The organism is Methanobrevibacter ruminantium M1, from assembly GCF_000024185.1.
In the GTDB taxonomy this organism is placed as follows: Archaea; Methanobacteriota; Methanobacteria; order Methanobacteriales; family Methanobacteriaceae; genus Methanobrevibacter; species Methanobrevibacter ruminantium.
On sequence record NC_013790.1, the window covers coordinates 2,577,007 to 2,591,516 of the forward strand.

At 32.7% G+C, this 14,510-nt stretch carries 12 protein-coding genes and 7 tRNA genes; 6 read left to right on the plus strand and 13 right to left on the minus strand.

The window, feature by feature from the left end; genetic code table 11:
- Positions 1–83 precede the first annotated feature (83 nt).
- Together fhcD and MRU_RS10130 are read right to left on the minus strand one after the other, a co-directional pair.
- A complete protein-coding gene (gene fhcD, locus MRU_RS10125) occupies positions 84–971 on the minus strand; it encodes a formylmethanofuran--tetrahydromethanopterin N-formyltransferase (RefSeq protein ID WP_012956820.1) in 888 nt (295 codons plus the stop codon).
- Positions 972–1,297: 326 nt separating this feature from the next.
- A complete protein-coding gene (locus MRU_RS10130; protein ID WP_012956821.1) occupies positions 1,298–2,569 on the minus strand; it encodes a flippase-like domain-containing protein in 1,272 nt (423 codons plus the stop codon).
- Between the two features lie 311 nt (positions 2,570–2,880).
- On the opposite strand from MRU_RS10130, the gene MRU_RS10135 reads away from it, so the two are divergent.
- Together MRU_RS10135 and MRU_RS10140 are read left to right on the plus strand one after the other, a co-directional pair.
- Positions 2,881–4,371, plus strand: a complete 1,491-nt coding sequence (locus tag MRU_RS10135) for a TrkH family potassium uptake protein (RefSeq protein WP_012956822.1) — start codon at positions 2,881–2,883, stop codon at positions 4,369–4,371.
- Between the two features lie 341 nt (positions 4,372–4,712).
- Positions 4,713–5,387, plus strand: a complete 675-nt coding sequence (locus MRU_RS10140) for a potassium channel family protein (RefSeq protein WP_012956823.1) — start codon at positions 4,713–4,715, stop codon at positions 5,385–5,387.
- 211 nt (positions 5,388–5,598) lie between these two features.
- Here the strand turns inward: MRU_RS10140 and MRU_RS10145 are convergent, their stop codons facing one another.
- The 9 genes from MRU_RS10145 to MRU_RS10185 all read right to left on the minus strand — a co-directional run bounded on the left by MRU_RS10145 (position 5,599) and on the right by MRU_RS10185 (position 8,259).
- Positions 5,599–6,246: an MBL fold metallo-hydrolase gene (locus MRU_RS10145; protein ID WP_012956824.1), complete on the minus strand. Its 648-nt coding sequence runs from the start codon at positions 6,244–6,246 to the stop codon at positions 5,599–5,601.
- A gap of 362 nt (positions 6,247–6,608) precedes the next feature.
- Positions 6,609–6,764: transfer RNA gene (locus tag MRU_RS10150), tRNA-Trp, on the minus strand.
- Between the two features lie 27 nt (positions 6,765–6,791).
- Positions 6,792–6,863 (minus strand) — tRNA-Cys (locus MRU_RS10155).
- 146 nt (positions 6,864–7,009) lie between these two features.
- On the minus strand, positions 7,010–7,417 hold the full coding sequence (hjc, locus tag MRU_RS10160; RefSeq protein ID WP_048812517.1) for a Holliday junction resolvase Hjc: 408 nt from the start codon (positions 7,415–7,417) through the stop codon (positions 7,010–7,012).
- Between the two features lie 331 nt (positions 7,418–7,748).
- Positions 7,749–7,824 (minus strand) — tRNA-His (locus MRU_RS10165).
- A 41-nt stretch (positions 7,825–7,865) separates the two neighbouring features.
- Positions 7,866–7,948, minus strand: a tRNA-Leu gene (locus MRU_RS10170).
- A 44-nt stretch (positions 7,949–7,992) separates the two neighbouring features.
- A tRNA-Glu gene (locus MRU_RS10175) sits at positions 7,993–8,067 on the minus strand.
- A gap of 40 nt (positions 8,068–8,107) precedes the next feature.
- Positions 8,108–8,181, minus strand: a tRNA-Ile gene (locus MRU_RS10180).
- A 5-nt stretch (positions 8,182–8,186) separates the two neighbouring features.
- Positions 8,187–8,259: transfer RNA gene (locus tag MRU_RS10185), tRNA-Asn, on the minus strand.
- Positions 8,260–8,645: 386 nt separating this feature from the next.
- Between MRU_RS10185 and MRU_RS10190 the strand changes: the two genes are divergently transcribed.
- The 4 genes from MRU_RS10190 (at position 8,646) to hisE (ending at position 12,594) form a co-directional block, all read left to right on the plus strand.
- Positions 8,646–9,641 carry a radical SAM protein gene (locus tag MRU_RS10190; RefSeq protein WP_048812518.1) on the plus strand — a complete coding sequence of 332 codons (996 nt, stop codon included), beginning with the start codon at positions 8,646–8,648 and terminating at the stop codon, positions 9,639–9,641.
- Between the two features lie 306 nt (positions 9,642–9,947).
- Positions 9,948–11,303 carry an Asp-tRNA(Asn)/Glu-tRNA(Gln) amidotransferase subunit GatB gene (gene gatB, locus MRU_RS10195; RefSeq protein WP_012956827.1) on the plus strand — a complete coding sequence of 452 codons (1,356 nt, stop codon included), beginning with the start codon at positions 9,948–9,950 and terminating at the stop codon, positions 11,301–11,303.
- A 56-nt stretch (positions 11,304–11,359) separates the two neighbouring features.
- Complete coding sequence (locus MRU_RS10200; RefSeq protein WP_048812519.1) at positions 11,360–12,196, plus strand: CBS pair associated ParBc domain-containing protein; 837 nt, start codon at positions 11,360–11,362, stop codon at positions 12,194–12,196.
- A 110-nt stretch (positions 12,197–12,306) separates the two neighbouring features.
- Positions 12,307–12,594 carry a phosphoribosyl-ATP diphosphatase gene (hisE, locus tag MRU_RS10205; RefSeq protein ID WP_012956829.1) on the plus strand — a complete coding sequence of 96 codons (288 nt, stop codon included), beginning with the start codon at positions 12,307–12,309 and terminating at the stop codon, positions 12,592–12,594.
- A gap of 167 nt (positions 12,595–12,761) precedes the next feature.
- On the opposite strand, the gene MRU_RS11250 is transcribed toward hisE, so the two are convergent.
- Together MRU_RS11250 and larB are read right to left on the minus strand one after the other, a co-directional pair.
- Positions 12,762–13,400: a GNAT family N-acetyltransferase gene (locus tag MRU_RS11250; protein WP_052292140.1), complete on the minus strand. Its 639-nt coding sequence runs from the start codon at positions 13,398–13,400 to the stop codon at positions 12,762–12,764.
- 143 nt (positions 13,401–13,543) lie between these two features.
- Positions 13,544–14,356, minus strand: a complete 813-nt coding sequence (gene larB / locus MRU_RS10215; protein WP_048812521.1) for a nickel pincer cofactor biosynthesis protein LarB — start codon at positions 14,354–14,356, stop codon at positions 13,544–13,546.
- Positions 14,357–14,510 lie beyond the last annotated feature (154 nt).

The following is a 14,510-nucleotide window of genomic DNA, read 5'->3' on the forward strand; positions in this document are numbered from 1 at the left end:
GAGATAATAATTATTATCTCTCTAGAAAAATGGACAAATAATTAAATTATCCATAACTAATTAAATTTTTAAAAATTACGCATTTAGAATAAGTCGTGTAAGTTTAAGATGTATGCACCTAACTTACCGTCAAAGTTACCTGCGCTGATTTCAAGAACTCCGTCAACTGAACAAGCAGCTACAATACCTGCTTTCATAGCTTTTTTGACAGATTCTTCATCTAAACCGTCAATAACGATTTCAAATACACCTTCAGCATCTTCTCTAATGTCAGAGTCAACTTGGTCTTTTAAAGTTACACACATTTTTTCGTTAGTGGATGCTGGTAAGAATGAGTATTTGTTGGATCCTACTTTGGAACCGGATGCAACCATACCTCCAGGGAATGGAGTGATAGTACCTGGGATGTTTCTAATAGCTGCAACAGCCATTTGAGCAGCTTTAACACCAGTAATTTGGTCTTTAGCTAAAATGAAGAAGTTTCCTCCAGCTACACCTGCTTTGAATCCGAAAGTGGATTCTACAATGAAGTCACCAGACATGATTGGGATGGAGTGTACTTTTCTTCCGTCAATGCAACAGTCTTTTTCGAAACCGTCACCGAAGTATTTGAGTTTGAAAGCGGTTTTTAATTCGTCTTCAGATTCGAGTAAGTTGAATGCTGCTGCAGTAGGAGCAGTTAAGACACACATACCGATTCTTTCCATTAATTCGTGGTCAAGAGCTTTTTTAGAAGCGTGACAAATCATGATTGCGTAACCAGGTCTTCCGTCTGGAGTGCATTCAGATGGTACAAAACAGTCAATACCTGCTTCAGCAGGACATCCGATTACAGAAGTTGCATAACCAGTAGCTTCAGTTGCTGCAATTTTTGCAAGTTTTGCAGTTGCTGCAGTTACTAAAATTCTAGTTACTTTAATTCCGAATCCTTCTGCGTAAGTTTCTTTAATTTCTACACCATTAATTTCCATTATTTCACCATTTTAAAATGATTAAATTAGATAAATTAATATTTAAAAGATTAATTTAAAATGAAATTAATCTAATTTATACTAATGATTAAATATATATTAATTCTTTAAAATAAAGTTTCCTATTTAATTCCAATATTTTGTTTGTTATAATACGAAATAAGAATTTTAAATGCTTTTGATAGTCCTAAAAATGGAATTAAATAAAAAGAATAGAGATTTTTAAAATAGAAGAAATAAAAAAAGAAATAAATTTAAAAAAAGAGTTATAAAATTCATCAATTGATTTCAAAAAAAATAGCTTAAATAAATAAAAAAATTATAATTTAGTTTTTAACTTTCTCATCTATGGCTTCTTCTTTTTCATCAAGAACATCAATAGTTGGCTCATCATCAATGACTTCAATAGTCGGTTCTTCGTCAACGACTTCAATAGATGGCTCTCCATCTAAAACTTCAAGAACCGCTTCTTCCCTATTTTCATCAGAATCCTCAGATTTATCGCCATCTTCAGATAATTGGTCCAATATCTTCTGTTCATCTTCAGTGATCTCTTCCAGATTTTCAGCTTTCTCGCTTTCTGCAAGTTTAAATGACGCATCCAAAATAGAAGTTCCATACTTCATGAGGAAGATCAGACCTAATATTGTAGTCATTCCAAATGAGATTGACCTTTCCACAACAGTTGCAGCAGCACTTAAAGAGGCAGTGATTCCTGACCTTGAATAGAATAAAATCATCACACCATCAATAGCCCCAAGGCCTCCTGGAAGCAGTGGAACCATTCCCACAAGGGATGCCAATATAAACACTTCACCAATTATTATAGGGGATACCTTGGCACCAAAGGCTAAAAAGACCACATAAACTCTTAAAATCTCAAAAACCCAAATAATAAAGGATAAAGGCAATGCATAATAAATAATATTCTTATCCCTAATCAATGCGTTCATTGTAGATTGAAAACTTGCAACAGCCTCAACAATCCTTTTTTCAAGAGCATCATTATAATTCTTATAGAATCTTTTGGTAATCTTTAGAATCCATTCTGTAAGCCTTACGCCAAATGCCTCATTGATACAGACATAAAGCAATAGAATAACTATTGCAGTGATTCCTACAACACAAAGAACCAATATGACTATCCAATAGACAGGTAAAGAGACGCTGAAAATAATTGCTATAATTGTCAGAATTGCTAGAATGACAAATGGAAATGTGTCTAATGCCCTATCGGCGATTACGGTAGCGAAGGTGTCTTCAAACTTATAATGACCTTCCTTTGCTAAAAGATAAGCCCGAACAGGCTCTCCGCCACCACGTCCGCTTGGAGTGATGTTGTTTACCGCCAGGCTTACTAAAACCATAGGAAGCAATTTCCAGATTCCCAAGGTCATGCCTGCACTCTTGTTTATAATCTGCCATCTCCATGTGTAGAGGAAATAAGTAAAAATCTGTAATAAAACAGCCAATAAAACAAACCAAAGGTTAGAATATTTGAGAGCGTCGACAACCTGATCTATACCGATGAAGTATAGCATTGCGGCCATGATTGCCAAACCAAATATTAAAAAAATTATCAATTTCTTGTTTTTCATTTTATCAGCTCTAAAAATAGTTTTTAAAACTTAACTAATTGTTTTAAAAACTTATTAAATAATTATTAAAAAATAACTGTTTTAAAAACTTAACTAATTGTTTTTAAAAAATTATCCTTTTTAAATATGAATATAATTAATATTTAATTTTAATATATAATAAAGTTTTTATTTGAGATTAAAAACCACTATTTTTATATTTGAAAATAAATAATAAACTTTTAAATAAACTTTTCAATACATTAGTTTGTAAAACCATAAACAAAACTATAATAATATTTAAATATCTAAAAGATATAATCAATATTTGTATGAAAAGGAAATATATTACTAAAGCAGATTTGTTCATCGTACTCCACTATCTTGGATACATAATGCAAGGATTAGGAGTTGTATTAATAGTCCCAACCTTAGTTGCATTAATATACGGAGAGTACGACCCTATTGCTCCTTTTATGATTCCTTGTTTTGTATCATTTGTCTTAGGAACTGCTTTTAGTAAAAAATTCAAAGACTATACCAAGCTTAGGCTTAAGCATGGTATGCTAATATCATCCTTTGCATGGCTATGGGCCTCCCTTATCGGAGCCTCAATCATGGTCCTTTCATTAGGCATCCCATTTGTCGATGCCATCTTTGAAAACATGTCCGCATGGACCGGAAGCGGAATGACTTTTTTTGTAAACGTTGAAGTATTGCCTAAATCCATCCTATTCTTAAGAAGCCTAGAACAATGGCTAGGTGGATTAGGAATTGTAATTATCTTTATCGGAATTCTAATTCGAGCAGGTACTGCAGCATCCAGATTATATAAATCAGAAGCTAGAGAAGAGAAAATCAAGCCAAACATTACAAACACCTTAAGAAAAGCTCTAGAAATCTATTTAATCTATACAGCAGTGGGAATATTTCTTTTCATCTTGGCAGGGCTTCCTATCTTTGATGCCATAAACATCACATTCACAAGCATCTCAACTGGAGGAATGTCCATTAAGAATGCAAATGTGGGATTCTACCAAGACAGCATAGTCTACCTAATCAGCATGTTTCTAATGATTTTAGGTGCAACAAGCTTTACAATACATTATAAGATTGTAAAGACAAAAGGAAAAGCACTTTTTAAAGATGTTCAATTCCAATTATTGATTACCTTAATCATAGTTGCTGGTGCATTCTTTATAGCGACAAATAAGATGGTCCCTATAGAAGAACTCTTTACCATAGTTTCAGCAGTGACAACCACAGGGGCAAATGTGGTTGATCCCCATGTGCTTGCAACATGGAACGGGTCCACATTGATTGTTCTGATGGTCTTGATGCTTATTGGAGGTTCATCAGGATCTACAGGAGGTGGATTGAAGCTCATTAGGATTATTACAGTGCTTAAAGGAATGAACTTGACTGTAACTAACCTAGTTTCACCTGAAGGAAGAGTGGTAAATACCAGAATAGGTGGAAAAAAGATAAATGAAAGGGAAATCAAGGAAGCATCTGCATATATCGTGACTTTCCTTATGTTTTTAGTTTTCGGATGGATAATTATGACAATGTATGGATATGACCCATTCACTGCATTGTTTGACGTGATTTCCATTCAAAGCAATAATGGTTTAAGTACAGGAATCGTGTATGGAGGATTGCCATTGCCTCTTAAGCTAACATTGATATTCCTAATGTGGATAGGCAGATTAGAAATCATACCTGTTTTAGTATTATTTAGAACATTTTATGGTTTAGTCAACCCTAAACGAAGGATTAAGCAAATGAAAAAAACAAATGGAAATGATAAAAAAACAAACTAAAATAATCCATTTAATTTAAAAAATAAGAAAATAATCCTCCTATTATTATAAACAAATGAAATTACACCCTTAAAATCACCAAAAAATCCTATTTTTCTAATTGTTTTAATTTATTAAAACTAACTTTACGAAAGATTTATAAATATAAATTGAGATATTAATTTTATAAATTTTTTAAGTATATGAATTTTAAGAAACTTAAAAAATATACTAAATTTTTAAAATTTTTTAAGCATATGAATTTTAAGAAACTTGAAAAATATATTAAATTTTTATAGATCTTATCATAAAATTAAAATAACTTTTAACGATTAATTTTTAAAATTTTTTAGGTGTTGATTATGTATATTGTGATTATGGGTGGAGGTCGTGTAGGGCTATCCCTTGCTGACCGTTTGATTATTCATGGATATGATGTAACAATTATTGAAAATAATGACGAATTATGTGATCACGCATCCGAAGAGTTAGATGCAATGATTATCTGTGGAAATGGAACTGATACAAAAACTTTAGAAGAGGCGAACATTGAAGAAGCTGATGTTTTTGTAGCAACTACAGGTAACGACGAATCAAACTTATTATCTTGCATTCTTGTTAAGGAATATACCAATGGAAAGATCATTGCAAGAGTAAGCAATCCTGACCACGAAGAGGCATTTAAAAAGGTTGGAATCGATAAGGTAATCAGTCCTGAGAGAACTGCTGCAGGATTCCTTGAAAAAGTCATTACAAGACCAAATGTGGCTGACTTAATGGCATTCGGTGCAGGAAACGCTGAAATATTGGATATGACCATTCAAAATCCAAAGGTATTCGGAAAAAAGGTTTCAGAGTTTTCTCCAACTAAGGATTATATAATAATTTCAAAAAACAATGACAATCATGAATTGGAAATCCCTCAGCCAGATGATATATTAAGCAATGGAGACAAAATTTCCATTCTTGTAAAAAGAAATGCCTTTGAAAAAGCAGAAAAGAAATTCATGGGTGCAGGAGGACTATTCGGATTTTAAATCCTCCTAACTTTTTTTATTTTTTAAATCCAATTAAAACAAGAAAAACTATTTTTTTTTAATTTATAATTTTATAAAAACTTATTCTATAAAAAGAGCAATAAACAATTAAAAACTAATTTTAAAAAAAATAAAAGCTCTTATAAAAACACAATAAACAATTAAAAACTATTTTTCTAAAAAAAGCAAAAAGAAGAAGATAATTAAATAATTATCTTATTCCCATATTTAAACAAGACATTTTTACATGCTCTTTACCATTTTTTACCCAAGGACCATGCCCTGGAAGCAAGTATTCAACATCAAATTCCTTCAAACGCATTAAAGAGTCCTTCATATCAATTGGGCTACCACCAATGTCCATACGGCCAACACCACCGTTTGCAAATATGGTATCTCCGCAAATGAGAATTTCTCCATCCCAAAGGGATATTCCTCCAGAAGTGTGTCCTGGAGTCAAAATGACATCGAAATTAGCTATCTTATCTCCCTCTTCAAGTTCAATGTCAACATCATGTTTTCTAACAATTGCACCAAAGAGAGAAGAGACTGTCAATTCGCTATCTGGGTCCCTTAATGCCACAGCATCCTTTTTATGAATTGCTATTTTTGCATTTGGGAAAAAGTCATTTCCACCAACATGATCAAAATGACAATGGGTGTTTACAATCAAGTCAATATCTTCTGGTTTGACTCCAATTTCACCTAATTGTGAAAATAAGAATGCATTAGATTGTCCAGTTCCTGTATCAACCAGTATATAATTATAATCCCCATCACCATCATTATTATCAATCAAATAAGAATTAGAATCTGCCATCAGTCCTTCTATACAATAGACATTTTTGATTTTCTCCATAATTTCACCAAAAAACTTAAATAAATATTTAAAAGCTAAAATAAGTTTATTTAATAAATTAAACTTAAATTAAAGAAGTTCAAAATAAATTTCATATTCCTTAATTAAGATTTTAGATTAAATAGTAAATAAAATTAACCTAAATGAAAGAAATTTAATAAAAATGAATGAAAAAAGTGATAAAATTAGTGAAAATTAATGATAAAATTGTAAAAAACTAGTGAAAATAATGATAAAACTAGTGAAAATTAATGATAAAATTGTAAAAAACTAGTGAAAATAATGATAAAACTAGTGAAAATTAATGATAAAATTGTAAAAAAAGGTGATAAAATAAAAATAAATTTAAAAAAAAGAAAAGATGGGGTCACAGGGATTTGAACCCCGATCCTGGGATTTCTCTTGCCTCAGTACTCCAATTGGTCATCACATAACCAATTTATACTGATCATCAGACTACGCGTATTTCTTCAAAGACAACTGGAGTCCCAGATGATGCCAGGTTACACCATAACCCCTAATGAGATTAACTTTCGTTAATCAAAAGCCAAGAGAGAGATTTGAACTCCCGTGTAATTGGTCTGCAGCCAACCGCTTCGCCTCTAAGCTATCTTGGCAATTAATAATACAGTACTATAAAGTATGTTTTAATAGTATTTAAATGTATTGATTAATTTCCAATAAAAAATTTCTTAGTAAAAGAGCTAAAAGGAGTATAAATAAGAAATAAAGAATTGAAATCTATCAGATATATTAAAAAGGATTAAAATTTAACCTGTGTATCAAATCCACAGATTTCATCAAGTTCTAAAGCTTTTTCTAAACAATAATCCTTTTCTATTTTATAGTTCCCATTTTTGGTCTTAAGGATATTTTCAGGTGCTAAGAAAAGCCATTTGGTATACTTGAATTTCATACCCAAGTAAGGTGTTGCCCCAAAAATATCTGAAAACTCAATTAATGCATCAATTTGAGGATGATCGATATAAATCTTATCTTTAGTAGTTGTTTTTACTTCAATTGCCAAGTAAATCTTTCCATTTCCAGCTACAACATCAGGCAATGGTTTTTTAGTTGCTCCTCCAGATGCTGGAGCCCGCATAGCTGCAAATTTCCTATCCCATAATTTATGAACTAAATCTCTTTCTTCAGCTGAACCTTTTTTAGCCATATTAAAACCCACTCATAAGTCTATTCTTCAATTAAATGATTAAATAATGAAATCGAAGAATAATATTAAATATTTGAAAAAAATCCTAATATAAAAATCCTAATAAAAAAATTATATTTATTATTGATTAATTAAATTATAAAAAATTTCTAATAATTATCTTATAGTTTATTTTTTCCTATTTAAATAAAATTGGTGAGAGCATTTGAAAACTAATCAAGGTCAATTTCAAGTGTAAAATAAAACAGAAGATTAAGGATTAGAATTAGAAAAAATAGAATATCTGAAAAGTAAATTAATAAAAATAGGATTTAAAAAAATAGATTAAAAATGGGGCCGGAGCCGAGATTTGAACCCGAGTCACAGGATCCACAGTCCCGTAGGATGACCGCCTACCCTACCCCGGCACATATAGCCCATTAGGGAAAAACAAAATATAAAAAGATTATGCGAGAGCAGGGATTCGAACCCTGGTAGATCTGCATCAACAGGTCCTAAGCCTGTCTCCTTTGGCCTCTCGGACACCCTCGCATTAAGAGAGGGAGGAGATCCCTATAACCTTTCAAAATAAAAAATGCTCCGACCGGGATTCGAACCCGAGTCTTCGGCTCGAAAGGCCGAAATGATTGGCCGGACTACACCATCGGAGCAAAAAAATACAAATGAAAATAATAAAACTAGAATATGCAATGGGCCCAATGGGATTCGAACCCATGACATCCCGGTTATGAGCCGAGCGCTCTACCTGGCTAAGCTATGGGCCCAAAAACGCCGTCGACAGGGCTCGAACCTGTGACCAATCGGTTAACAGCCGAACGCTCTACCTACTGAGCTACGACGGCAAAATAACCCACGCTTGCAAATCAAGTTTTATTTACATCACTGCAATAAGACAGTAATAATATGTTGATTAACATAGTATATAAATGTTTCGTTTTATCATAAAAAATTTGATTTTCTTAAAAATTCTTTCCAAATTTTAAAAAAAAAATCAGCGAAAAAACGCAATAAAAAAACCATCAACAATGAAAGTTAGTATCCAATAATATTTAAAACTTACTAGAAAACATTTATTTAATAAAAGATATATTAAATATAGAACTGATATGAGGACATCTTTAAGATACTTATTGCAGAATTTAAAATCTAAAAAGAAAATAAGAAAGCTTTAAAATACATAAATACTAAAAGAATGAACTTTTTAAATGAAAACCATTATCGTGATAGCATGAATGAAATAGACAGCATAGAAACTCTCGAACTAATCAATAAAGCTAACAGCCTTAGCCTAAAGAAAGGATATACAGAAATAAGTCTTGAAAGAGCTGTTTTTCTATCATGGTGGTGCGATAAGGGAGATTGCAAATTCTGCTATATGAGCACCCAGAAAGATAAAATCAAAGATCCTAAAAAGGCCAGAAGAAGAGTAAACAACATATTGGCTGAAGCTGAAATGTGCAGTCGCCTCGGTTGGAATATAGAATTTCTCTCAGGAGGATACAAATCATTCACCACAAGCGAAATCAAATCCATTGCTGAAAACATCCATTCAATAACAGGGGATGGGGTTTGGCTAAACACCGGAATCACAGATGAGCTTGAAGAGTATGGAAAGGAAATCAAAGGAATCACCGGAGCCGTCGAAGCTGCAAATCCTGAATTTCAAAGGGAAGTCTGTCCAAGCAAGCCATTGAATCAAATCAGCAATATGCTGGATAAAGCAGGAGACCTAGGATTTAAAAAGGCAATTACAATCATATTAGGTCTTGGAGAAAGCCTTGAAGATGTTGAATATCTAAAAGACTATATTAAAGAGCATAAGATAGACAGAGTAATCTTTTATTCCCTAAATCCTCATCCAGAGACAATCTATGTAAACAGTTCCCAGCCAGCATCTCTCTATTATGCAAATGTGGTATCAAGCATTCGCCTTGCATTTCCAGACATTGAAATCATATGCGGAACATGGATTGACAATCTGGCAAACATTGGAATACTCATCTTAAGCGGAGCCAATGGAATAACCAAATTCCCATTATTTAAGATGTTTGGCACAAAATATGGAAAAAGAGTTGAGGAAGAGGTCAAATGGACTGGAAGAACATTAAAAGGAACCTTTACAGATAAAGATAAGTTAGGTCCTGAAAAAAGCCAGATAAATCCGGAATTTGACCAATATATAAAAAGATACATTAAAGAGTCTTTAAAGAACAAATACCAATAATGAGGTTCAAAAAAGAGTCTTTAAAGAACAAATACAATAATAAGGTTTAAAAAAGAATCTTTAAAAAAACATACCCACAAAGCATCATCACAAATAATTTTAATATAATAATATCAAAAACATAACCAATAGCTTTTTAAAGATAATCTTTATAAATATAATACTACATAAATTAACATAATATGAATTTAGTACTATATTGTATAATAATAAAAGATTATATGATATTATAAATAAACAATTCATTCTAATATAAAATCAAATTAATTTAAAAAGATCCTCGGAGGGATTAACATAGACGTAGATATGATGTGTGGACTTGAAATTCACGTACAACTTGAAACTGACTCAAAATTATTCTGTAACTGCCCTACAAACTATCAGGAAGCACCTGCAAACACAAACGTTTGTCCGGTCTGCCTAAACCAGCCAGGGGCAAAGCCATTTCCAACCAATGAAAAGGCAATTGAAAACGCATTAATGATTTCATTAATGCTAAACTGTAAAATCGATAAGAACTTTACCTATTTCATGAGAAAACACTACGATTATCCTGATTTGCCTTGCGGATATCAGAAAACCTCTGTGCCTATAGGATATGAAGGAGAATTGAATGGCGTAAGAATCAGAGAAATTCACATGGAAGAAGATCCAGGACAATACAAACCTGACAGAGGTATTGTAGACTTTAACCGTTCAGGAATTCCTCTTATCGAAATCGTTACCGAACCTGACATGCACTCTCCAGAAGAAGCTCGTAACTTCTTAAAAGAACTTATCAGAGTATTGCAATACAGTGGAGGAGCACGTGGAGAAGGTACTATGAGAGCTGATGTAAACGTTTCCATCAACGGCGGAAACAGGGTTGAAATGAAAAACATCAACTCCATCAAAGGGGCTTACAAAGCATTGAACTTTGAAGTCATCAGACAAAAGAACCTTATGAAAAGAGGAGTGGAAGTCAAGCAGGAAACCAGAGCATACCTTGAATCACAAATGATTACCGTATCAATGAGGATGAAAGAGGATGCAGATGACTACAGATTCATTCCAGACCCTGACTTGCCACCTATGAAAATAAGCGACGAGCAAATCGACAAGGTTCTTGACATCATGCCTGAAGCTCCGCACAATAAGGTAAAAAGATTTGTAACAGACTATGGCATTGATGAGGAATCAGCAAAAGTCCTTACCTCCGAACTTGACTTAGCGCAATGCTATGAAGAAGTTGCTAAGGAAGTAGACCCAGTATTTGCTGCAAAATGGATGAGAGACGAACTTAAAAGAGTTCTTACATACAACAAACTTGACTTTGCAGACAGTGGAATCCTAGCAGATGACTTGATTGAATTATTCAACATGTTACAAAACAAGGAAATCACTACCAAAGCAGGTCAAAGAGTCATTGAACAAATGCCAAACAGCAAACAAACCCCTAGAGAAATTGCAGAGGAAATGGGATTGATTGGTGTTGTAAAAGATGATGAAGTTTTAGCAGCTGCCAAACAAGCCTTAGAGGAAAACCCTAAAGCAGTTGACGATTACCACAACGGTGAAAAGGCTTCATTAAACTTCTTGATGGGTCAAGTCATGAGATTAACCAAAGGTAAGGCAGACCCTAGAGAAACTGTTAAAATCTTAAGAGACTTACTTGAAGAATAATTGCTTAAACGCATTATTCTAAATTTTTTTTTATTAATTGAATGGAGGGAAAAACTATGGAGCAAGAAAAAGCCGCTGTAAGAGATTACATGACCAAAAATGTAATTACAGTAAGGTATGACTCTCTCAACAATGATGTTATTGCATTAATGAAAGAAACAAAGCACGACGGTTATCCTGTTGTTGATGAAGAAGGACATATTGTTGGAATAATTACTGCTTACGACCTATTGCTAAAAGATTGGGAAACCGAATATGTCAAAAGCATAATGTCTCAGGAAGTAATTGTAGCTAGAGAAGACATGCACATCAACGATGCTTCCAGAGTAATGTTTAGACATGGAATTTCAAGACTTCCAGTCGTAGATAAGGAAAGACATGTCAAAGGAATCATGACAAATACAGATATCGTAAGATCCCATATAGAACGTTCCACTCCAACTAAAGTCAGTGCATTTAGAGAGACTATGGAAAAGCTTTATGATATTAAAACCACTTTAACAAGAGAACAAGTCCCAGTTGATAAGATAAAACCTACTCAAGACAGGGTTTATGCTGATGAACTTCAAGGAAGAACCTATGAACTTGAAAAAGGATTGGCAGAGCCAACCATAGTGGTGAAAACTGGAGACAGATATATTTTAGTGGATGGCCACCACAGAGCAGTGGCAACCGTACAATTAGGATTGGATAAAATAGACTCATATGTAGTGGACTTTAATCAGGACATTACTTTAGGAATGGAAAAAACTGCAGAAAAGCAAGGATTAAAGACATTCAATGACATTACAATCATTGATGATGATCAGCATCCTTTAATTGCCTTGACTGAAACCATTAAGACTGCAAATCAGAAGCAAAAAATATCTGAAATAACAAAAAATAAAAATTAGGCAAAAACAATCCTAAAAAACAGAATAAGGAAAAAATCCAAAAAGCAAAACAAATTGGATAAAAACAATCCTAAAAGTAAAAAAATATATTATCTCAAGGAAGTGAAATAATGGATGAAAAAATCCTTAGAGAAGTTTATAATGTTTTAGAAAGTCGTAGGGACTCTCCTATTGATTCATACACTTCTAATATCATGAAAGACAGCGATAAAAAAGCAGAAGACAAGATATTAGAAAAGATAGCTGAAGAATGCGGAGAAACCATTATTGCTTCTAAAAATGATGAAAATTTAGTTTATGAGTCTGTTGACTTAATATTTCACACATTGCTCCTTTTGGTTTACAAAGGAGTTGAATTTGATGAAATCCTAGAAGAATTTGATAGAAGAAGAAAATAATTCTTTTATTCTTCTTTTTAAGAAGGAAATAAGCTTATCAAAAGAATGAAAAAAAGCCTTCTTAAAAAAATGAAATTCTTCTTTTTTTATTTGAAAAATAAATTAGTTTGAATAAATACGAATAAAATATCTATTTAAAAAAAATTTAGATTAAAATTAATCTAAATCTATTCTCTAGCGTTATCCAGAATCAATTCCATATTACGCATTCCTCTTTTTTTGCCTGGAAATCCAAATGATTTTTTATTAAATACCTTAAATCCTTTAGAACTATAAAGCCTAAATGCCCCATCGTTTCTAAAGTCAGCATCTAAAACCACCCTTTTACAGTTCAAGTCACGCGCAAGCTGAATCAACTGGTCCAAGGCCTCGGTTCCATAGCCTTTTCCTCTCTGATTGGAGCAGATGGCCAATTCGCAAATATAAAAGTCATCATCCCCTACATCAACCAAGACAAAATTATCCATAAAAGAGACTTTTGAAAGCCCTAAGGCCTCACTAAACTTCAGATGTTTAAATTGTTCTAGGATATCCTTGAATAAGGAATGCTGAACTCCTTTACCTCCATTGAACATTCCAATGATTTCCTTTTCTTCTGTATCCTCATCATCAAAGAATAGATAGAAAAGTTCATTTTCATCCTCCCTATCCTCAGCAAATTCAAAAGTCAATCTATTTTTAATGGCTTCCACACCTTCTTCCTTTGATTTGAAAACATGAACAAATGTTCTATAATCAACATCATAGATCAGTTCAGCCACCTTATAGACATCATGAATCTCTGGGTCAAAATCTCTAAAAATCAATATAAACACCGTAAATTAAAAAAATATTGAAAAATAAATAAAAAACAATAAAATTAAGCATAAAGCAAAATATTATTTTTATTAATAAAATTAAAGTAAAAAAATAAAAATTTAAAATCAACAGGTAAAACTATAGGATTAAATTATTCCTTAGACATTTTTACCTTCTTAGCAATGTTTTTCACTATTGTTAAAGCATAAACCCCTGCACCAAATCCATTATCAATATTGACAACAGACAATCCAGGAGCACAGGACTGCAACATGGAATACAAAGCAGCCTTTCCATCTGCTCCAACGCCATACCCTACAGAAGTTGGAACTGCAATTACAGGAACATCAACCAGTCCAGCTACAACAGAAGGCAATGCCCCCTCCATTCCAGCACAGACAATAAATGCAGAAACGTCCTCTTCAACCATATAAGCAATTTTAGGAAACAATCTATGAATTCCAGCAACTCCAATATCATAAGAGCTTAAGACCTCACATCCCCCTTGCTCAACGATGACCTTAGCCTCTTCAGCAATAGGTATGTCAGAGGTTCCAGCTGTTAAAATCCCAATCTTACCATATTCTGGATTAAAATCAACTAATTTATCCTTATATATAACTAAAATTCTTGCTCTAGGGTTATAATCAAATTTAATGCCATTATCCAAAAGATAAGACAAATCCTGACTTAATAAGCCGTAACGTTCCTTGGACAATCGTGTGATGATTATATTATCCTTTAGGTCAAATTCATCATCAAAGAAGCCTTTAACAATGGCTAAAAGATCTTCATAATCTTTGCTGTCCGCTAAAATGGCCTCAGGAAAACCTGTCCTATCCTTTCTGGAAATATCAATATTGGCTATATCATCCAATTGACGAATATTCTCCGCCCTAAGAAGAGTTTCACACTCCTCAATTGAAATCTCACCTTCAGCCAAACGTTTTAGAATCTTTTTCATCATATCACATACAATCAAAATAAATATATTAAAATTTAAAACAAAACTATATATTAATATTAAATCTCATATAATAAAATTTTATCTAATTAAATATTTAAAAAGATATATTATTACCATAGTATATAATTTATACTGTAACTTAATACTGAAC

Excerpts from the sequence above, each read along its gene's own strand:
- fhcD (WP_012956820.1), bottom strand. The coding sequence starts at position 971 with ATGGAAATTAATGGTGTAGAAATTAAAGAAACTTACGCAGAAGGATTC.
- MRU_RS10130 (WP_012956821.1), bottom strand. The coding sequence starts at position 2,569 with ATGAAAAACAAGAAATTGATAATTTTTTTAATATTTGGTTTGGCAATC.
- MRU_RS10135 (WP_012956822.1), top strand. The coding sequence starts at position 2,881 with ATGAAAAGGAAATATATTACTAAAGCAGATTTGTTCATCGTACTCCAC.
- MRU_RS10140 (WP_012956823.1), top strand. The coding sequence starts at position 4,713 with ATGTATATTGTGATTATGGGTGGAGGTCGTGTAGGGCTATCCCTTGCT.
- MRU_RS10145 (WP_012956824.1), bottom strand. The coding sequence starts at position 6,246 with ATGGAGAAAATCAAAAATGTCTATTGTATAGAAGGACTGATGGCAGAT.
- hjc (WP_048812517.1), bottom strand. The coding sequence starts at position 7,417 with ATGGCTAAAAAAGGTTCAGCTGAAGAAAGAGATTTAGTTCATAAATTA.
- MRU_RS10190 (WP_048812518.1), top strand. The coding sequence starts at position 8,646 with ATGAATGAAATAGACAGCATAGAAACTCTCGAACTAATCAATAAAGCT.
- gatB (WP_012956827.1), top strand. The coding sequence starts at position 9,948 with ATGATGTGTGGACTTGAAATTCACGTACAACTTGAAACTGACTCAAAA.
- MRU_RS10200 (WP_048812519.1), top strand. The coding sequence starts at position 11,360 with ATGGAGCAAGAAAAAGCCGCTGTAAGAGATTACATGACCAAAAATGTA.
- hisE (WP_012956829.1), top strand. The coding sequence starts at position 12,307 with ATGGATGAAAAAATCCTTAGAGAAGTTTATAATGTTTTAGAAAGTCGT.
- larB (WP_048812521.1), bottom strand. The coding sequence starts at position 14,356 with ATGAAAAAGATTCTAAAACGTTTGGCTGAAGGTGAGATTTCAATTGAG.